Origin of the sequence: Haematobacter sp. (assembly GCF_032102465.1) — a bacterium.
GTDB lineage: Bacteria > Pseudomonadota > Alphaproteobacteria > Rhodobacterales > Rhodobacteraceae > Haematobacter.
In genome coordinates, this window is sequence record NZ_DAMDHB010000043.1 from 1 (window position 1) to 17,788 (window position 17,788).

Sequence of the window (17,788 nt, forward strand, 5' to 3'; positions counted from 1 at the left end):
GCCGGTCCGCCCCCACCCTGTCGCCGGTGCCCCAGCCGAGCGCCAGCGCCTCCGCCGCCGCGAGCCGCTCCCGTGCGCCGTCGCCCATGTGGCGCGCGCGTTCGTCCAGCCGCCCCCGGTCATAGGTCAGGGTCGCGAGATCGTAGGAAAGCGCGGCTTGCGCCGCCTCCCACAGTGCAGGCTCCACCGCGCTCCGCGCCGGTCTGCGCTGCCATGGGGGGAGAGCGGGATCCTCCTCCTCCAGGTCGGGGGGGAGAAACCACAGGTCATCCTCCCGCGGCGGCCCGTCATAGGGGCCGGGGGGAGGCTGTTCCTCCTCATCGGGCGGGTATCGGCGGTTGGCGCTCATCGCGCCACTCTTGGCGGTTTTGGCGTCGGGCTCAAGGAGAACCGACGGAGATCAGCCGGGGATCCGGTGGGAGATCAGGGGGCGGATCAGGCGGCCAGCGGCAGGAACCGGTGGATCCTCCCCTCCCCCCGCAGGGCGAAGTCATGCTCCGCGATGACGGGCAGCGACAGTCCCCGGCCGGCCAGCGCCTCCCGCGTCAGGGCAAGCGCGGCCTGCTCCCGCGCGGGCAGGATCAGCGCGTCCAGCCCGGGAAGCAGCGTCGCGGGCAGTTCTGCGGCAGGAGACTCCGCCGTAAGCGAGGCCGCGGGCAGGAGGCCCATCAGCGGGATGCCCGCCTCCCGCAGCGGCGCGATTTCTGCGGGCGCGGCGTCGGCCCGCACGGCGGCAAAGGCGGGGATACCCCAGATCGTCTGGATGGCGCGCACCGTATCCACCGTCTGGGCTGTATCGGCTGCGGCGACGGCGATGAATTCCGGCTCCTCCGCCAGAATCCCCCGGATCGCCCGCCAAAGGCGGAAGCTGCGCCCCAGACTCGCGACCGGCATCACACGATAGGACACCCTCGTTCCGGCGGTGAGGCTCATATCCAGCGGCATGGCGGGTCTCCTTTTCTGCTCACCCCTCCATAGCCGTGTGGAAACATGAGCGGAAATGGTATAACTTCATGTATTCATGAACGGAGATCATGTATGCTCGACCGCCAACACCTGATGATCCTGCGTGAGGTCGATCGTCTCGGCAGCCTCACGGCCGCGGCGGAACGGCTGAATGTCACCCAGTCCGCGCTGTCCCATGCCATGCGGAAGTTCGAGGAACGGTATGGTGTCGCGGTGTGGCTGCGCGAGGGGCGCGCCCTGCGGCTGACGCAGGCGGGGGAATATCTGCTGGCGCTGGCGCAGCGGGTGTTGCCGCAGCTCGACCATGCCGAAGCCGTGCTCGCCGACTACGCCTCCGGCCAGCGCGGCTCGCTCCGCGTGGGAATGGAGTGCCACCCCTGCCAGCAGTGGCTCATGCGGGTCGTCTCCCCCTATCTGGCCGCATGGCCGGACGTGGATCTGGAGATCCGCACGGCGTTCCGCTTCGGCGGTCTGGGCGCGCTCTTGGGTCATGAGATCGACCTCATCATCACCCCCGACCCCATGGAGCGGCCCGAGATCGCCTATGCGCCGGTCTTTGATTACGAGCTGGTGCTGGCGGTGCCCGAGGATCACGCGATCGGGGCCGTTGCCCTGCCCGGCGATCTGGCGGGCGAGGTGCTCATCACCTATCCCGTGCCGCCCGAGCGGCTGGACGTGTTCACCCGCTTTCTTGCCCCCGCCCATGTCAGCCCCGCCCGTCACCGGACGGTGGAGACGACGGACATGATGCTGCAACTCGTCGCCGCGGGCCGGGGGGTGAGCGCGGTGCCGGACTGGCTGCTGAGGGAGGAGGGCCGCGGCCTGCCGATCCGCGCGGCCCGGATCGGGGCGGAGGGATTGCCGAAGTCCATCCATGTAGGCGTGCGCGTGAGAGAGGAGGCAACCGACTACATCGCCGGTTTCGTCAGGATCGCGCGCGCCACGACCCTGACCGCCCCGGCGGGGGCCGGCGGTCAGTCTCCCGCCGCGACCTGATCGGAAAACCGTACCTCGGCAGGGGTCGAGCGGCCAAGCACCAGCCGCGCATTGGTCATGTCGTTGCCAAGTGCCCTGGCCCGCGCCGCCGGTTCGGGAAGGCCGTGCTCCAGCCAGCGGCGGATCAGCCTGCGCTCCAACTCCTGCTCCGGCACGTCGAGCAAAACCGTCAGGTGGAGAAGCGGCGCGACCCCGCCCCACGCGCCCTCGGGCAGGAGCAGGTAATTGCCCTCCACCACCAGCAGCCGGTGTCGTGTCTCCACGATATCGGCACCGGCACGGGCAAGGTCGGCGGCGCGATCGAACACGGGGATGGCCGCCTCCTCGCCCGCACGAAGCCGCGTAAGGAGTGCCACGAAACCGCCAGCGTCGAAGGTCTCCGGCGCGCCCTTGCGATCCATCAGGCCCCGGGCGGCCAGCACGGCATTGTCGTAATGGAATCCGTCCATCGGGATCAGCCGCGCCTCCGGCCCCAGTTCGGCGACCAGCCGGGCGGCGAGGGTGGATTTGCCCGCACCCGGCGGCCCGGCGATCCCCGTGAGGAAACGCGCGCCGTCAGACGCGCGCGCGCGGATCAGCGCGGCGAGGTCCGCGACCTCTCTCATGCCGCCTGCGCCGCGCCTTCCGGCACCTTGGCGCCGGTCATGAAGGCCACGGCATCCGACATGGAGTGATCGCCCGGCCGGATCACGCAGAGCCTGCGCCCCAGACGGTGGATATGGATGCGGTCCGCCACCTCGAACACATGCGGCATGTTGTGGCTGATGAGGATCACCGGCAGCCCCCGCGAGCGCACGTCGCTGATGAGGTCGAGCACGCGGCGGCTCTCCTTCACGCCGAGCGCGGCCGTCGGCTCGTCGAGGATCACCACCTTGGAGCCGAAGGCCGCCGCCCGCGCCACCGCCACGCCCTGCCGCTGCCCGCCGGAGAGGGTCTCCACCGGCTGGGTGATGTTCTGGATGGTCATGAGCCCCAGCTCGCTCAGCTTCTCGCGGGCGAAGGCTTCCATCCGGGGGCGGTCCAGTTGCCGGAACACCTTGCCGGCAAGGCCGGGTTTCCGCCACTCCCGCCCCATGAACATGTTGTCGGCGATGGAAAGCGCCGGGCTCATGGCGAGGGTCTGATAGACCGTCTCGATCCCCGCCCCCCGGGCCTCGATCGGGGAGCGGAAGGAGACGGCGCGGCCCTCCAGCGTGATCTCCCCGTCATCGGGGCGGATCGCGCCGGAGAGCGCCTTGATGAGCGAGGATTTCCCCGCCCCGTTGTCCCCGATCACCGCAAGGATCTCCCCCGGCATCAGGTCGAAGTCGCAATTGTCGAGCGCCGTGACACGGCCGTAGCGTTTCACCAGCCCACGCGCCTTGAGCAGAGGTTCGGTCATACGGAAACCTTTCTGATCCACTGGTCCACCGCCACGGCGCAGATGATGAGCACGCCGATCAGGAAGAAGGTCCATTGCGGGTCGGTGCCGACAAGGCGCAGGCCCATCTCGAAGACGCCGACGATCATCGCGCCGAAGAACATGCCGACGATGGATCCCCGCCCGCCAAAGAGCGAGATCCCCCCGATGACGACGGCGGTGATCGACTGGATATTGCCAAGCTGCCCGGTGGACGCCGTGGGAGAAACGGAGCCGAAGCGTCCGATCATCACCCAGCCCGCCACCGCGCAGAAGAAACCGGCCAGCGCATAGACCTGCATCAGCCGCCGCTTCGTCGGCACGCCCGCCAGTTCCGCCGCCACGGGGTCGTCACCCGTCGCATAGACGTGCCGCCCCCAGGCCGTGTGGCGGAGCACCCAGGCCATCACCGCAACCAGCGCCACCATGAGGAATACCGCGTAGAGCACCTTGACGCCCCCCGGCTGGATCGAATTGCCCCAGAACTGGAGCATGGGCGCCTGTTCGGCGATATCGGAGGACCGGATCGTCTCGTTCTTGGAGAAGATGAAGTTGGAGGCCAGCAGGATCTGCCATGTTCCCAGTGTCGCGATGAAGGGCGGCAGGCGCAGCCGCGCCACCAGCCAGCCGTTCAGCAGACCCATCGCCGTGCCGAGCATCAGCCCCAGCGCGATGGCCGCGGGTGCCGGTATGCCGTAGCGGAAGGTGAACTGCCCCATCAGCACGGAGGAGAACACCGCGATGGCACCGACCGAAAGATCGATCCCCGCCGTCAGCACGATCAGCGCCTGCGCGATGCCCAGAATTCCCACGATGGAAATCTGCTGCAGGATGGTGGACAGCGTTGTTGCCGTGAGGAAATTCGGTGAGAGCAGCCCGAAGGCGATGATGGAGGCCACAAGCACGATCAGCGGCACCGCCGATGGCGTATGGTGCAGCCATTGCTGAAGCTTCTTCAGCGTGGTCCTGTTGTCCTGAAATTCCGCGACCCCGCCGGAGGCACCCTTCAGGCCCTCCTCGAAGCCGCCGACGATCTTGGCATCCGCCATTGGGTTTCTCCCTCACACGTGGGGGGAGGGCGGCCGGGGCCGCCCAGTCCGTCCTGCGCCTAGCCCCAGCAGAGGCTGGTGGCCTTGGTGCTGTCGATGGAGTCCAGCCCGGAGACCGGGTGGTCGGTGACCAGAGCCACGCCGGTGTCGAAGAAGTCCTTGCCGGGCGTAGGCGCGGGTTTCGTGCCATCGGCGGCGAATTTTGCGATCGCCTCCACGCCGAGCGCAGCCATCATCAGCGGATATTGCTGCGATGTCGCCCCGATCACCCCGGCCTTGACGTTGGAAACCCCCGGACAGCCGCCATCAACGGAGACGATGAGCACGTCCTTGTCCCGGCCCGCAGCCTTCAGCGCCTCATAGGCGCCGGCGGCGGCGGGTTCGTTGATCGTATAGACCATGTTGATCTGCGGATCCTTGGTCAGCAGGGCCTCCATCGCGTTCAGGCCACCCTCCTCGTTGCCGCTCGTCACCTCGTTTCCGACGATACGCGGGTCGGTCTCATCTCCCCAGCGGTGCGGATCGGCAAGGTCGATACCGAAGCCCGACAGGAACCCCTGATCGCGCAGCACATCCACCGACGGCTGGGAGATACCGAGGTCGAGCATCGCGATCTTCGCGCTCGCAGCCTTGTCGCCCATCGTGGCCTTTGCCCATTGGCCGATAAGCTCGCCTGCCTTGAAGTTGTCGGTGGCGAATGTGGCATCCGCCGCGTCAGGCGGGTCCAGCGGGGTATCGAGCGCGATCACGAGGATCCCGGCCTGCCGGGCCTGGTCGAGCACATCGACGATGGCCTTGGTGTCCGAGGCGGTGATCATGATCCCCTTGGCGCCGCCCGCGATACAGGCCTCCACCGCGGCGACCTGACCTTCGTGGTCCCCGTCGATCTTGCCGGCATAGGTCTTGAGGTTGACGCCCAGTTCCTTTGCCTTGGCGACGGCCCCCTCCTTCATCTTCACGAAGAACGGATTGGTGTCCGTCTTGGTGACAAGACAGGCGGTGGGCGGATCTGCCGCCAGCGCCGGCGTGGCGGCGATCATGATGGCCGATGCCGCCCAAAGAGCGCGTCGTCCCGTTGTCCTGCGTCGTGCAATCCTGCCGTTCATGGTTTCCTCCCGTATTCCCGCGTCTCGCCGCGGGCCCCCTCCGGTTCAGGGAGAGAAATCCGAATCGCCCCCTTGCGTCAAGATAAATAAATCACTCTGATTTAATATTGCCTCCCGCCGCCTTCGATGGCAGATTGCTACCACCGGAGCAGGGCGCCCCATCCGGCCAAGCGGGAGGACAGGGTGGCAAAGGCGGAGATCTTGCCTGAAAGGGCACCCCCCGAAGGGGTCGGGCTGCGCGGCTCGAACCAATCCGCAATGCGTGCACACAACGAACGGCTGGTGCTGTCGCTGCTGCGCCGGAACAGCGGCGTGGCGAAATCCGATATCGCCCGGGCGACCGGTCTGTCGGCTCAGACCGTCTCCGTCATCATGCGCGCGCTGGAGGAGGAGGGGCTGATCCAGCGCGGCACACCGCAGCGCGGGCGGATCGGGCAACCCTCCGTGCCGATGTCGCTGGCGGCGGACGGGGCGTTCTTCCTCGGGCTGAAGATCGGGCGGCGTTCGGCGGACCTGCTGCTCACCGATTTTCTCGGTCGCATCCGAGGCAAGCGGCGGCAGGTCTATCCCTACCCCACCCCCGACGCGGTCCTGGCCTTTGTGGAGCGGGAGCAGGAGGGGTTGTTGGCGGAGCTTCCCGCGCCGCTGCGCAGCCGGGTCGGCGGGCTGGGGCTGGCCATGCCCTTTCAGCTCTGGGAATGGAGCCGCCACATCGACGCGCCGCCGGAGATGATGGAGCCGTGGCGAAACACCGACATGCAGGCGGCGCTGGCCGCTCTCACCGGCCTGCCGGTGCATCTCCAGAACGATGCGACCGCCGCCTGCGGGGCGGAACTCGTGTTCGGGACGGGAGAGAAGCCGCGCGACTTTCTCTACTTCTACTTCGGTTACTTCATCGGCGGCGGGCTGGTCCTTAACGGGCGTCTGTTCACCGGGCGGGGGGGCAATGCGGCGGGGGTGGCGACCATGCCAGTTCCCGGACCTGACGGGCGGATGGTGCGGCTGCTGGAAGTCGCCTCCACCTCCAGCCTCGCCCGCGCGATGGAAACGGCGGGCCAGTCGTCGGATCAGCTCTGGACCAGCCCCGACCACTGGGACGTGGATCCGGCGGTTCTTTCGCGCTGGATCGGCGGTGCGGCCGCGGGGCTGGCCTCTGCCACGCTCTCCGCCTGCGCCCTGCTGGAGCTGGAGGCTGTGCTGGTGGATGGCTGGATGCCCGCGCGGATACGCGCGGAGGTGGTGGCGCATACGGAGACGGCGCTCCGCGGCATGGACCTTTCCGGGATCACGCCACCGCAGATACAGGAGGGCACGGTCGGCCCGGACGCGCGGGCCCTGGGTGCCGCCGCCGCGCCCCTGGCACAGCGGTATCTTGTCGATCCTGAGGCCACGCTGGGCGACGCGGCCTAGGTATCAGCAGTGCTCCGGGCGTCAGCAGTGCTCCGCGCTGGCCGCGGCGCCCGCCGTCTCCCGCTCGACCGAGGTTTCGGACCGCATCCCGTTGAAGAACAGGTTCAGCACGACGGAGATGATCGCCGCAAGCAGGATGCCTGATTCCAGCAGCGGATGCAGATCATGCGGAAGCGACTGGAAAAATCCCGGTGCGACGATGGGGATCATCCCGAAGCCCACGGACACGGCAACGATGAAAAGGTCGTTCGGGCGGGTGCGGAAATCCACGGTGGACAGGATGCGCACCCCGGTTACCGCCACCATGCCGAACATCACGATCCCCGCGCCGCCCAGCACCACCTGCGGCACCGATTCCACCAGTGCCGCCATCTTGGGCAGCAGCCCGAGACAGATCATGATCGCGCCGCCCGCCACCGTCACCCAGCGGGAGCGGATGCCGGTCACCCCGACAAGCCCCACGTTCTGCGAGAATGACGTGTAGGGAAAGGTGTTGAACACACCGCCGATCAGCGTGCCGAGACCATCTGCCCGCAGCCCCCGTGTCAGCGCACTCTTGCTCACCTTCCGCTCCGTCATCTCGCCAAGCGCGAGGAACATGCCGAGCGATTCGATCAGCGTCACGATCATGACGATGCACATCGTCAGGATGGGGATGAGGTGAAAGGTCGGCATCCCAAAGTGAAAGGGCAGCACGATATCCACCCAATGCGCCTGCGCCACCTTGTCGAAATGCATCAGGCCAAGCGCCGAGGCCATCACGCAGCCGGCCACGATGCCCAGCAGAACCGCGATGTTGCGCAGGAAGCCCGTCGTCCAGCGCAGCAGCGCCAGGATGACCAGCAGGACGAACCCCGCGATCATCAGCCCCTGCGGCTGCGCATAGGCGGGGTTGGGAAACTGCCCCGGCACCCCATCGACGACCCTGGTCAGCGTCGGCACCCCGCCGCCCGCCCAGTTGATCCCGACCCGCATGAGCGAGATGCCGATGACGAGGATGATCGTCCCCGTCACCACCGGCGGAAACAGCGGCAGCAACCGCGAGATGAAGGGTGCGATGGCGATGCCGAACAACCCCGCCGCGATGACCGAACCGAAGATCCCGGTCAGCCCGACATCGGTCGTGCCCGCGATGGACAGGATCGGCCCGACGGAGGCGAAGGTCACGCCCATCATCACCGGCATCCTGATGCCGAAACCGGGGATCCCCCAGGACTGGATGATCGTGGCGATGCCGCAGGCGAACAGGTCGGCGCTGATGAGGAAGGCGACCTCCTGCGGCGACAGGTTCAGCGCGCGACCGACGATCAGCGGCACGGCGACCGCGCCTGCATACATCACGAGCACATGCTGCAAGGCGAGCGGCATGAGCTGCCCGCTCGGCGGACATGCGTCGATGGGATCGATCTTGGTCATCGTTTCTGGAACTCCCCCCTGCTCCCGGTCGGACGCCGGGCGTCCTGCGATTATGACGGTTGCAGGGTCGGGGGATATGTATTCATTTCGCGAAGGTGCTTCTTGGCGACGCGAAATTTCGGGGCAAAATTTCGGGACGCGCGGCAGATGCGCATGGATTGCCATGCGTCGTCGTGCGGCTTGAACGATGCCCGCTTCGCCGCCGCTCCGCAAGTGCGGAATGACGTCGCGTCACACCAAAGCATGACGGGCCGCCGCGACGATGCTCCGGGTCAGCGGGGCAAGCCTTTCCGCCGCCAGCCGGTTGACCTGCCAGTAGAGCGGCACGTCCAGCACCGCGCCGGGGATCAGCTCCGCCAGCCGCCCCCCATCCAGCGCTTCCGCCACGAGCCCCGCCGGATTCAGCGCCCAGCCCATCCCCGCCAGCGTCGCATCGACGAAGCCCTGCGTGGAGGGCAGCCAGTGCGTCGGCGACACGGCCCCCTGCCCCAGCTGCGTCTCCAGCCAGCGGTGCTGAAGCCGGTCCTTCTGGTCATAGGTCAGTGCAGGCGCGTCGGCCATCGCCGCAGCCGTCACGCCATGGGGGAAGTGGCGCGCGATGAACACCGGGCTGGCCGTGGCGTGGTAGCGCAGGCTTCCCAGCTGCTGGATGCGGCAGCCCTGCACCGGTGTTTCCAGACCCGTCACCGCGGCGAGCACCCGCCCGCTGCGCAGCCAGTCCGCCGTGTGATCCTGATCGTCGATCCCGATGTTGAGCAGATAGCCCGTTTCCGCGGTGAAGGGCGCGACGGCAGGCAGAAACCAGGTGCCCAGGCTGTCGGCATTGGTAGCGATGTTCAATGTCACCCGCTGCCCCTCCGCCTTTGTCAGTCCCGGGAGATGGCGGAGCAGGTCCTGCTCCAGCAACCCGACCTGTTCCACGTGCCGGCAAAGCCACGCGCCCTTTTCCGTCGCGCGGCAGGGCGTGCCGCGTTCGATCAGCACCGCGCCCAGCCGCTCCTCCAACTGCCGGACACGTTGCGACACGGCAGAGGGCGTGATGTTCAGAACCCGCGCGGCGCGCTCAAAGCTCCCCGTCTCCACCACCAGCGCCACGGCGCGGGCCGAAGGATAGTCGATCATGAATTTTCCTGAACCGGCGTGAGCTGCATTAATTTGATTAACGCCCCCGCACCGCCTACTGCAAGGACGCACATTCAGGGAGCATCCGATGACCGTCGCCTTCTTCTCCGGTTTGACCATGTCACTCGGACTTATCGTGGCGATCGGGGCGCAGAATGCCTTTGTTCTGCGGCAGGGGCTGCGGAATGAGCATGTGTTCGCCGTCTGTCTGACCTGCGCCCTGTCGGATGCGGTGCTGGTGACGCTGGGTGTCGCGGGCTTCGGGCGGATCACCGCACTGTTTCCGTGGCTGGAACCGGTGATGCGCTATGGCGGCGCGGCCTTCCTGCTGTGGTATGCCGTCCGCAGCCTCCGCTCCGCGCTTCGGTCGGAGGCGGCACTGACCGTCACCGGCGCTCCCCCGGCGGCGCTCCGGCAGGTGGTGCTGGCCTGTCTGGCGATCACCTGGCTCAATCCGCATGTCTATCTGGATACCGTCGTCCTGCTGGGCTCCGTCTCCACCCAGTTCGCGGGCGAGCGGCCTGCCTTTGCAGCCGGGGCAATCCTTGGATCGGTGATGTTCTTCTTCGCACTCGGATATGGCGCGCGGCTGCTCCGGCCGGTCTTCGCCCGCCCCGGCACATGGCGGCTGGTGGATGGGCTGATCGCTCTGGTGATGACCCTCATCGCCATGGGGTTGCTGCGGGGGACATGACTGTCTCGACGATCTTTCTTGACTTTTTGCGAATGATTATCATTTTCATGATATGAGCAAAAAGTCAGGCAGGACAGGAGCGGGAATGAACCGGATCGGGAGACGCATACTCGGCGCAACGGCGGCGCTGGCGCTGCTGACCGGCTCCGCGGGCGCGGAGGAGCGGATGAAGGTGGTCACCACCTTCACCGTGATCGCCGACATGGCGCAACAGGTGGCTGGCGACGCGGCGGAAGTCGTCTCCCTCACCCGTCCGGGGGCAGAGATCCACGGCTATGAACCCACACCCCGCGACCTTGTCCGGGCGCACGGGGCCGACCTGATCCTGTGGAATGGCATGAACCTTGAGGTCTGGTTCGAGAAATTCCTGCGCACGCTGGGGGACGTACCTTCCGTCACGGTGAGCGACGGGATCGCGCCCATCGCGATCACCGCCGGTTCCTATGAGGGCAAGCCCAACCCCCACGCCTGGATGGGGCTGACGGAGGCGCTGACCTATGTTGACAACATCGCCGCCGCGCTCGCGGAGCATGACCCTGCCCATGCGGAGGTTTATGCCCAGAATGCCGCCGCATATAAGGACCGTCTCCGCGCCGCCATCGAGCCGCTGAAAGCGGAAATCGCCGCCCTGCCGGAGAACCGCCGCTGGCTCGTGAGCTGCGAGGGCGCGTTCAGCTACCTTGCCCGCGACCTCGGGCTTCGGGAGCTGTATCTCTGGCCCATCAACGCCGACCAGATGGGCACGCCGCAGCAGGTCCGCGCGGTCATCGACGGGGTGCGCGCGAACGACATTCCCGCGGTGTTCTGCGAAAGCACGGTGAGCCAGTCCCCTGCCCGGCAGGTCGCGCGGGAGACGGGGGCGCAGTATGGCGGCATGCTCTATGTGGACAGCCTGTCGGAGCCGGAGGGGCCGGTGCCCACCTTCATCGACCTGCTGGAAACCACCACCCGCACCATAGCCGAGGGTCTGGCGGAGGGCAGCCAGTGACCGACGATGCGGGTGTGCGCGCGCGGGACGTGACCGTCACCTATCGCAACGGTCACACCGCCCTCCGCCATGCCGGGTTCAGCGTGCCGGAGGGGTCCATCACCGCCCTGATCGGGCCCAATGGTGCGGGGAAATCCACGCTGTTCAAGGCGCTGATGGGCCTCGTCCCGGTTTCGGGAGAGGTCCGGCTGCTGGGGCTGCCGGTGGCGGAGGCGCTTGCCCGGAGCCTCGTCGCCTATGTTCCGCAAGCGGAGGAGGTGGACTGGACCTTCCCGGTTCTCGTTGAGGATGTGGTGATGATGGGCCGCTATGGCCGCATGGGCTTCCTGCGCCGGCCCCGCGCCGCCGATCGGGAGGCGGTGGACACCGCCCTCGCCCGTGTCGGCATGAGCGACTACCGCCATCGCCAGATCGGTGAGCTGTCGGGCGGCCAGCGCAAGCGCGTGTTCCTTGCCCGCGCACTGGCGCAGGACGGGCGGCTCATCCTGCTCGACGAACCCTTTACCGGCGTCGATGCCGGGACGGAGGACCGGATCATCGACCTGCTGGGCGAGTTGCGGGACGAAGGGCGGGTGATGCTTGTCTCAACCCACGACCTTGCCCGCGTGCCGGAGTTCTGCGACCGCGTCGTGGTGGTGCGCGGAACGGTCCTCGCCTCCGGCCCTACGGCAGAGACCTTCACGCCGGAGACCCTCGCGCTCGCCTTTGGCGAGCCGCGAGCGCGTCGAGATCGAGAGGGCGGTTCTGCCGGTAGACCGTTGGCTGACCGGCAAGATGGCCCCGGAGGGGCGACGCGGCGGGCGCTGCCGGGGCGCGCGGGCGCTTCACCGGAGCATCCGGCCCATGCTGCGGGCGAAGCGGGTGCCGGTCGCGCGGAAACGGATGCGATTGCCATGCCTGAAACAGAAAGCGCGGGGGGGCCTGACGCTGGAACCCTGGCGAGCTGCCCGGACAATAAAGGGCAGGCCGCGCGCAGCGGTTCGGGACTGCCGACCGCCGGTCGGCAGTTCGCCCCCCAGCACACCCCTGCCAACCCGCCCGTCCACCCCCCCGGAACGCAGGCAACGCAGGAGCGGGCGGCGGGCAAGCGGCCCACCGGATCCCCGCTGGCGGGGAGCGGGTCCGCGCCATGAGCATCCTGTGGGAACCCTTCCTTTACAGCTACATGACCAACGCGATGTGGGTTTCGGCGCTGGTGGGGGGCGTCTGTGCCTTCCTCTCCTGCTACCTGATGCTGAAGGGCTGGTCGCTGATCGGCGACGCCCTTTCCCATTCGGTCGTTCCGGGCGTGGTGGGGGCCTACATGCTGGGCCTTCCCTTCGCGCTCGGGGCTTTCCTTTCGGGCGGGCTGGCGGCGGGCGCGATGCTGCTGCTTTCGGACCGGTCCGGGCTACGGGTCGATGTGGTGATCGGCCTGATCTTCACCGCCTTCTTCGGGCTTGGCCTGTTCATGGTCTCGCTGAACCCGATGTCCGTCTCCATCCAGACGATCACCATGGGCAACATCCTTGCCATCACGCCGGAGGATACGCTGCAGCTCGCGCTGATCGGCCTCGTGTCGCTGGCGATCCTGCTGGCGAAGTGGAAAGACCTGATGGTCGTGTTCTTCGATGAGGTCCATGCCCGCACCATCGGCCTCCGCCCCGGGCTGCTGAAGGGGGTGTTCTTCATGCTGCTCTCCGCCTCGGTGGTGGCGGCGATGCAGACGGTGGGCGCGTTTCTGGTGATCGCCATGGTGGTGACGCCGGGCGCCACGGCCTACCTGCTGACGAACCGCTTCCCCCGGCTGATCGTGCTCTCCGTGGCCATCGGCGCGGGGACGAGCTTTCTCGGCGCCTATCTCAGCTACTTCCTGAACGGGGCGACGGGCGGGATCATCGTCTGCCTTCAGACGACGGTGTTCCTGCTGGCCTTCTTTCTTGCCCCCCGGCACGGACGTCTCGCCGCCCGCCGCCGGACGAGGGAGACCGCCTGATGGAAACCCTGCTCCTGCCCTTCCACTTCCCCTTCATGCAGAACGCCTTCCTCATCGCGGCGATCGTCGCGGTTCCGGCGGCGCTCCTGTCGTGCTTTCTGGTGCTGAAGGGCTGGGCGCTGATGGGCGATGCGGTGAGCCATGCCGTGCTTCCCGGCATCGTCATCGCCTATGTTCTTCAGATCCCGCTGATCCTCGGCGCCTTCGGGGCGGGAATGACGGCGGCGCTTGCCACCGGCTACCTCTCCGACAACAGCCGGGTGAAGCGCGACACGGTGATGGGCATCGTGTTCTCCGGGATGTTCGGGCTGGGCATCGTCCTTTACACCTCCATCCCGTCCGACGCACATCTGGATCATATCCTGTTCGGCAACATGCTGGGCGTCGGGCCGCAGGATCTGTGGACAGCGGGTGCGATTTCCCTGCTGGTCGCGGGCACGCTCCTGCTGAAGTGGCGCGACCTGCTGCTCCACGCCTTCGACCCCGTGCAGGCGCGGGCGATGGGGCTGCGCACGGGGGTGCTGCATTACGGGCTGCTGGTGCTGCTGTCGCTGATGATCGTGGCGCTGCTGTCGGCGACGGGACTGATCCTTGCCGTGGGGCTGCTCATCGCGCCGGGGGCCATCGGGTTTCTGGCGTCGCGGCGGTTCCCGGCGATGATGGCCGTGGCCGCGCTTTCCTGTGCCGTGGCGATGCTGGGCGGGGTCTATCTCAGCTTCTTCCTCGACAGCGCGCCGGCGCCCACGGTGGTGCTTCTGCTGACAGGGATGTTCCTTCTCGCGCTCGGGGTTTGGCGGTTCCGCATCCCCTGATGCCCGGGAAACAGGCGACCCGCCCGGTTGCCGGGCAGACCTCACGTCCAATCGGGCTTATGGGCGGCGCAACGGATTGCCCTGCGACCGGACGTCGCATAGAGCAGGCCGACTGCAAAATCCGGGAGCAAGGCGATGGTCGAGGAACGGACCGGGGCGGCGTGGGACGACCGCCCGGTGGATGCGAAGGCGCGCAAGGCGCTCTGGGGATCGGCCATCGGCTATGCGATGGACGGGTTCGACCTGCTGATCCTCGGCTTCATGCTGAAACCCATCTCGCAGGATCTGGGCCTCAGCCCGGCGCAGGCGGCATCCCTCGTCACCGCGACGCTGGTGGGCGCGGTGGTGGGCGGCATCCTGTTCGGGATGCTCTCCGACCGGCTGGGCCGCGTCCGGGTGCTGACCTGGACCATCGTGGTCTTTGCCGTGTTCACCGGGCTGAGCGCCTTGGCGCAGGGCTACTGGGACCTGCTGATCTACCGCACCATCGCGGGGCTCGGGCTGGGCGGAGAGTTCGGCATCGGCATGGCGCTGGTCGCGGAAGCCTGGCCCGCATCGAAACGCGCGCGCGCCTCCTCCTATGTCGGGTTGGGCTGGCAGGCGGGCGTGCTCGCGGCCGCGCTCATCACACCGCTCCTGCTGCCGGTGATCGGCTGGCGGGGCATGTTCGTGATCGGCCTGTTTCCGGCGCTGGCGGCATGGGTGATCCGCCGCACGCTGCATGAGCCGGAGGTGTTCGTGGAGAAGTCGCGCCAGCGGCCCGCCCGTTCCCCCCTCGGCCTGCTCGTCGCCGACAGGGAGACGCGGAAGATCAGCCTCGGCATGGTGATCCTCTGCTCGGTGCAGAACTTCGGCTACTACGGCGTGATGATCTGGCTGCCGAACTACCTCTCCACCCGGTTCGGCTTCGCGCTCACGCAATCCGCGCTGTGGACGGCGGTGACGATCCTCGGGATGGCGGCAGGTATCTTCTGCTTCGGCCATATCGCGGACCGGGTCGGGCGGCGGCCCGCGTTCTTCGGCTATATGCTGGGGGCTGCGGTGATGGTGCTGGCCTATTCCCGCCTGACGGATCCGACGGCGCTGCTGATCGGCGGCGCGGTCATGGGCTTCTTCGTCAACGGGATGCTCGGCGGCTACGGCGCGCTGATGAGCGAGCTTTACCCGACGGCGGCCCGGGCCACGGCGCAGAACGTGCTGTTCAACGTCGGCCGCGCGGTGGGTGGCTTCGGCCCGGTCGTGGTGGGCGCGATCGCGGTGACGCACGGGTTCGAGACCGCCATCGCCCTGCTGGCCGCGCTCTATGTCCTCGACATCGTGGCGATGTTCTTCCTGATCCCGGAGCGGAAGGGCGAACAGCTTTCCTGACCCTCAGGGGTGCAGGATCCGGGCGGGCGGGCGGAGGAAACTCGGCCGCCCGCGCTTGAACCCGGCGAGGGGCTGGGCGATCCCCCCGAACGCCTCGACCGGATCGGTGGCATCCAGCACGACGATATCCGCCCGGTCACCCACCGCGAGCCCGTAACCCTCCAGCCGCATCAGCCGTGCCGCTCCCTCCGTGATGAGGGCCATGCAAAGCGGAAACGCCTCCGGCCCGAGCTGCATCACATTGGCATAGAGGTTGGCCATGCGGAGCAGCGACGCATCGCCATAGGGGGTGAAAGGGTTCATCACGTTGTTGGTGGCGACGGAAGCATTGCCCCCCCGCGCGGCAAGCAGATGCACCGGCGCCACACCGCGCGCCGCGCGGAACCCCTCCGATCGCCCGTTCAGATAGAGGTCGGTGGACGGCAGCGCCGTCACCCCCACCCCCGCCGACAGGAGCAGGTCCGCATACCGCGCAAAGGCCCCCTTCCCCATCGCGGCAAGTTTCGTCGCGTGACCGATGGTGACCCGGCCCTGCCAGCCCGCACGGGCCGTCGCCTCGCAGACCGCATCCATATGCGTCCAGCCGGGATCGAGGTCGAAGTCCAGATGGAAGTCGATATCCACGTCATGCTCGACCGCCATGGCGAAGATGCGGCGGATCTGCTCCTCCGGATCGGTGTCGGTATAGGGGCAGCCGCCGATCAGGTCGGCCCCTTCCGCAAGCGCTTGGCGGAGCAGCGCCTCCGCACCCGGATCATTGGTCAGCCCCTCCTGCGGAAACGGGCAGAGCGTGAGGTCGAGCGCAAAGGCATAATCCGCCCGCAGGCGTTTCATCGCCGCGAAACTCCGCAGGCCCACGCGGGGGTCCACCTCCACATGGGCGCGCATGTGCATGGTGCCCTGCCGGATCGCCGCCTCCACCACCCGCGCACCCCGGGCATGGACATCGGCCTCACTGAAGTCCCGCTTCAGACGGGAGACGGCGGCGACGGCTTCGGCAAGGCTCCCGGCGCCCTGCCCGCAGCGGCAGATCAGGCCCGCCTTGTCGAGATGGATGTGGCTCTCCACCAGTCCGGGCACGGCGATCCGACCGCCGAAATCCTCCCCCTGCCCCGCCAATGCCCCCACTTCCGCGATCCGGCCGTCGCGAATGCCGATATCCGTTGCCTGCGCGCTGGCATAGGGCCGGAGGTTTCGCAGGATGAGGTCGAACGTCACGGCTTGTCTCCTGCTGGCGGTTCAGTATCCTGAATGTGTATGCACTTTAGGCCGAGGTTAGCAATGAGCGACAGGACAGAGCGGGACGTGGCGGCGGTCAGGGCCTACCTTGAGGCTTCGATGCGCCCGGATCCGGTGGCCGCCGCGGCTCATGTCGCGCCGGAGTTCCTGTGCCGCTTCACTGGCAACCGCGAATTCACGGCGCCCGACGGGCCGACGCGCGTCAATGCGGCCCGCTATGCCTGGGTGAAGAAGCGGATCGACCGCTACGACGCGATGCCGGACGGCGCGCGCACGGTGGTTTACTGCACCGGCCATCTCCACGGCGCCTGGCTGGACGGGACGCCCTTCGACCACAACCGCTTCGTGGATCGTTTCGTGGTGGAGGACGGGTTGATATTGGAGACCGACGTCTGGAACGACAGCGCCGAATGGCTGCTGGATCCTTCCCTCTCCCGCCGGTAGCCTGCGGAGACGCCGCCATTTGCGCCCTGGCAGTTTTGCGCCCTGACAGTCCGGCGCGGAACCCCAACCCATGTCAGTTCAGGTATGGCGCGAGTATATCGGCAAGCTCCCGCGTCCTGACCCCCTTGCTCGACAACAGCGCGCGCGAGGCGACCGCCTCCAGATGCCTGTCCATGAGCGCCATCGCCGCCTCCCGCGGGCCGGTGCGGATGGTTTCGATCAGGTCGAGATGCTCGCTCACCGCGCAATCCGATGAATGCGGCCGCGCGAGGGTGGAGAGCGACAGCCCCGCCCGGTAGCAGATTTCCGTGACATAGCGGATGAGGATCGCCTTCTCCGTCATTTCGGCAAGACGGACGTGGAACTCCGTCGCCAGCCGGATCGCGGGGCCGTCCGGCCCATGACGCGCGTTGTCCTCCGCTTCCACGAGCGCCCGGAGTTCGGCGGCCTGCTTCTCCGTCAGCACGCCGGCCAGATGGCCCACCACCTGCCGTTCAAGCGCGATGCGAATGTCGAAGATATCGCGCGCCTCTTCCGGTGTGGGGGCTGCGACCGTGGCGATCCGGTTGCGGCGGAGATCGACCAGCCCCTCCGCCGCCAGCTGGCCAAGCGCATGGCGGGCAAGCGTGCGGCTCACCCCGAAGGAGTCGCCCACACCGTCTTCCGGCAGCCGGTCACCGGGCATCAGCGCGCCTTCGATGATGGCCCGGCGGATGGCACGGCAGATGGCTTCGGTCCTGTCACCCTTCAACTGGGCCATGCATCTCTCCTGCGTCTCGCGCGCATCCTGCCGATCCGGCGCGC

At 67.7% G+C, this 17,788-nt stretch carries 17 protein-coding genes and 2 pseudogenes; 9 read left to right on the forward strand and 10 right to left on the reverse strand.

Translation table 11 applies throughout. From position 1 onward, the window contains the following. Positions 1 to 349: pseudogene (locus RT513_RS18140) on the reverse strand (hypothetical protein); the annotation flags it as partial. 86 nt (positions 350 to 435) lie between these two features. Then, on the reverse strand, positions 436 to 945 hold the full coding sequence (locus RT513_RS18145; RefSeq protein ID WP_290686972.1) for a hypothetical protein: 510 nt from the start codon (positions 943 to 945) through the stop codon (positions 436 to 438). Positions 946 to 1,038: 93 nt separating this feature from the next. On the opposite strand from RT513_RS18145, the gene RT513_RS18150 reads away from it, so the two are divergent. Further along, positions 1,039 to 1,962, forward strand: a complete 924-nt coding sequence (locus tag RT513_RS18150; RefSeq protein WP_290686975.1) for a LysR family transcriptional regulator — start codon at positions 1,039 to 1,041, stop codon at positions 1,960 to 1,962. On the opposite strand, the gene RT513_RS18155 is transcribed toward RT513_RS18150, so the two are convergent. Genes RT513_RS18155 through RT513_RS18170 form a run of 4 tightly spaced genes read right to left on the reverse strand, consistent with a single transcriptional unit; the run spans position 1,941 to position 5,450 of the window. Further along, entirely contained in the window at positions 1,941 to 2,567 is a 627-nt protein-coding gene (locus tag RT513_RS18155; protein ID WP_290686976.1) for a nucleoside/nucleotide kinase family protein, read from the reverse strand. The genes RT513_RS18150 and RT513_RS18155 overlap by 22 nt on opposite strands. Further along, entirely contained in the window at positions 2,564 to 3,343 is a 780-nt protein-coding gene (locus RT513_RS18160) for an ATP-binding cassette domain-containing protein (RefSeq protein WP_088215598.1), read from the reverse strand. The genes RT513_RS18155 and RT513_RS18160 overlap by 4 nt, the downstream gene beginning before the upstream one ends. After that, positions 3,340 to 4,410 (reverse strand): ABC transporter permease, encoded by a 1,071-nt coding sequence (locus RT513_RS18165; RefSeq protein ID WP_088215597.1) that lies wholly within the window; start codon positions 4,408 to 4,410, stop codon positions 3,340 to 3,342. Before RT513_RS18165 ends, RT513_RS18160 begins: the two co-directional genes overlap by 4 nt. Before the next feature lie 59 nt (positions 4,411 to 4,469). Then, the gene (locus RT513_RS18170) at positions 4,470 to 5,450 is read right to left on the reverse strand and encodes a sugar ABC transporter substrate-binding protein (protein ID WP_256947316.1); all 981 of its coding nucleotides are present in this window, start codon (positions 5,448 to 5,450) and stop codon (positions 4,470 to 4,472) included. A gap of 249 nt (positions 5,451 to 5,699) precedes the next feature. On the opposite strand from RT513_RS18170, the gene RT513_RS18175 reads away from it, so the two are divergent. Next, positions 5,700 to 6,926: an ROK family protein gene (locus RT513_RS18175; RefSeq protein WP_409518429.1), complete on the forward strand. Its 1,227-nt coding sequence runs from the start codon at positions 5,700 to 5,702 to the stop codon at positions 6,924 to 6,926. A 21-nt stretch (positions 6,927 to 6,947) separates the two neighbouring features. On the opposite strand, the gene RT513_RS18180 is transcribed toward RT513_RS18175, so the two are convergent. Both RT513_RS18180 and RT513_RS18185 read right to left on the reverse strand, forming a co-directional pair. Then, a complete protein-coding gene (locus RT513_RS18180) occupies positions 6,948 to 8,342 on the reverse strand; it encodes a nucleobase:cation symporter-2 family protein (RefSeq protein ID WP_290686980.1) in 1,395 nt (464 codons plus the stop codon). A gap of 231 nt (positions 8,343 to 8,573) precedes the next feature. Further along, on the reverse strand, positions 8,574 to 9,464 hold the full coding sequence (locus tag RT513_RS18185; protein WP_290686982.1) for a LysR family transcriptional regulator ArgP: 891 nt from the start codon (positions 9,462 to 9,464) through the stop codon (positions 8,574 to 8,576). Positions 9,465 to 9,552: 88 nt separating this feature from the next. On the opposite strand from RT513_RS18185, the gene RT513_RS18190 reads away from it, so the two are divergent. From RT513_RS18190 to RT513_RS18215, 6 genes and pseudogenes are all read left to right on the forward strand, one after another. Continuing rightward, positions 9,553 to 10,158 carry a LysE/ArgO family amino acid transporter gene (locus RT513_RS18190; RefSeq protein WP_088215593.1) on the forward strand — a complete coding sequence of 202 codons (606 nt, stop codon included), beginning with the start codon at positions 9,553 to 9,555 and terminating at the stop codon, positions 10,156 to 10,158. An 85-nt stretch (positions 10,159 to 10,243) separates the two neighbouring features. Then, on the forward strand, positions 10,244 to 11,146 hold the full coding sequence (locus RT513_RS18195; RefSeq protein ID WP_290686986.1) for a metal ABC transporter substrate-binding protein: 903 nt from the start codon (positions 10,244 to 10,246) through the stop codon (positions 11,144 to 11,146). After that, positions 11,143 to 11,856: pseudogene (locus tag RT513_RS18200) on the forward strand (ATP-binding cassette domain-containing protein); the annotation flags it as partial. The gene RT513_RS18195 and the pseudogene RT513_RS18200, both read left to right, overlap by 4 nt. A 419-nt stretch (positions 11,857 to 12,275) precedes the next feature. Beyond that, complete coding sequence (locus tag RT513_RS18205; RefSeq protein WP_290686988.1) at positions 12,276 to 13,121, forward strand: metal ABC transporter permease; 846 nt, start codon at positions 12,276 to 12,278, stop codon at positions 13,119 to 13,121. Beyond that, positions 13,118 to 13,933, forward strand: coding sequence for a metal ABC transporter permease (locus tag RT513_RS18210; protein WP_290687017.1), 816 nt, complete (start codon positions 13,118 to 13,120; stop codon positions 13,931 to 13,933). Before RT513_RS18205 ends, RT513_RS18210 begins: the two co-directional genes overlap by 4 nt. A 135-nt stretch (positions 13,934 to 14,068) precedes the next feature. Further along, on the forward strand, positions 14,069 to 15,301 hold the full coding sequence (locus RT513_RS18215; RefSeq protein ID WP_290686990.1) for an MFS transporter: 1,233 nt from the start codon (positions 14,069 to 14,071) through the stop codon (positions 15,299 to 15,301). A 3-nt stretch (positions 15,302 to 15,304) separates the two neighbouring features. Here RT513_RS18215 and RT513_RS18220 read toward each other — a convergent pair whose 3' ends face one another. Continuing rightward, positions 15,305 to 16,519, reverse strand: coding sequence for an amidohydrolase family protein (locus RT513_RS18220; protein ID WP_290686992.1), 1,215 nt, complete (start codon positions 16,517 to 16,519; stop codon positions 15,305 to 15,307). 63 nt (positions 16,520 to 16,582) lie between these two features. On the opposite strand from RT513_RS18220, the gene RT513_RS18225 reads away from it, so the two are divergent. Beyond that, complete coding sequence (locus RT513_RS18225) at positions 16,583 to 16,984, forward strand: nuclear transport factor 2 family protein (protein WP_290686994.1); 402 nt, start codon at positions 16,583 to 16,585, stop codon at positions 16,982 to 16,984. A gap of 73 nt (positions 16,985 to 17,057) precedes the next feature. Here the strand turns inward: RT513_RS18225 and RT513_RS18230 are convergent, their stop codons facing one another. After that, positions 17,058 to 17,744 carry a GntR family transcriptional regulator gene (locus tag RT513_RS18230; protein ID WP_290686996.1) on the reverse strand — a complete coding sequence of 229 codons (687 nt, stop codon included), beginning with the start codon at positions 17,742 to 17,744 and terminating at the stop codon, positions 17,058 to 17,060. Between the last annotated feature and the right edge of the window lie 44 nt (positions 17,745 to 17,788).

What these genes read in the sequence shown, in the direction of transcription:
- RT513_RS18145 (WP_290686972.1), bottom strand. Translation starts at nt 945, where the DNA reads ATGCCGCTGGATATGAGCCTCACCGCCGGAACGAGGGTGTCCTATCGT.
- RT513_RS18150 (WP_290686975.1), top strand. Translation starts at nt 1,039, where the DNA reads ATGCTCGACCGCCAACACCTGATGATCCTGCGTGAGGTCGATCGTCTC.
- RT513_RS18155 (WP_290686976.1), bottom strand. Translation starts at nt 2,567, where the DNA reads ATGAGAGAGGTCGCGGACCTCGCCGCGCTGATCCGCGCGCGCGCGTCT.
- RT513_RS18160 (WP_088215598.1), bottom strand. Translation starts at nt 3,343, where the DNA reads ATGACCGAACCTCTGCTCAAGGCGCGTGGGCTGGTGAAACGCTACGGC.
- RT513_RS18165 (WP_088215597.1), bottom strand. Translation starts at nt 4,410, where the DNA reads ATGGCGGATGCCAAGATCGTCGGCGGCTTCGAGGAGGGCCTGAAGGGT.
- RT513_RS18170 (WP_256947316.1), bottom strand. Translation starts at nt 5,450, where the DNA reads ATGATCGCCGCCACGCCGGCGCTGGCGGCAGATCCGCCCACCGCCTGT.
- RT513_RS18180 (WP_290686980.1), bottom strand. Translation starts at nt 8,342, where the DNA reads ATGACCAAGATCGATCCCATCGACGCATGTCCGCCGAGCGGGCAGCTC.
- RT513_RS18185 (WP_290686982.1), bottom strand. Translation starts at nt 9,464, where the DNA reads ATGATCGACTATCCTTCGGCCCGCGCCGTGGCGCTGGTGGTGGAGACG.
- RT513_RS18190 (WP_088215593.1), top strand. Translation starts at nt 9,553, where the DNA reads ATGACCGTCGCCTTCTTCTCCGGTTTGACCATGTCACTCGGACTTATC.
- RT513_RS18195 (WP_290686986.1), top strand. Translation starts at nt 10,244, where the DNA reads ATGAACCGGATCGGGAGACGCATACTCGGCGCAACGGCGGCGCTGGCG.
- RT513_RS18205 (WP_290686988.1), top strand. Translation starts at nt 12,276, where the DNA reads ATGAGCATCCTGTGGGAACCCTTCCTTTACAGCTACATGACCAACGCG.
- RT513_RS18215 (WP_290686990.1), top strand. Translation starts at nt 14,069, where the DNA reads ATGGTCGAGGAACGGACCGGGGCGGCGTGGGACGACCGCCCGGTGGAT.
- RT513_RS18225 (WP_290686994.1), top strand. Translation starts at nt 16,583, where the DNA reads ATGAGCGACAGGACAGAGCGGGACGTGGCGGCGGTCAGGGCCTACCTT.
- RT513_RS18230 (WP_290686996.1), bottom strand. Translation starts at nt 17,744, where the DNA reads ATGGCCCAGTTGAAGGGTGACAGGACCGAAGCCATCTGCCGTGCCATC.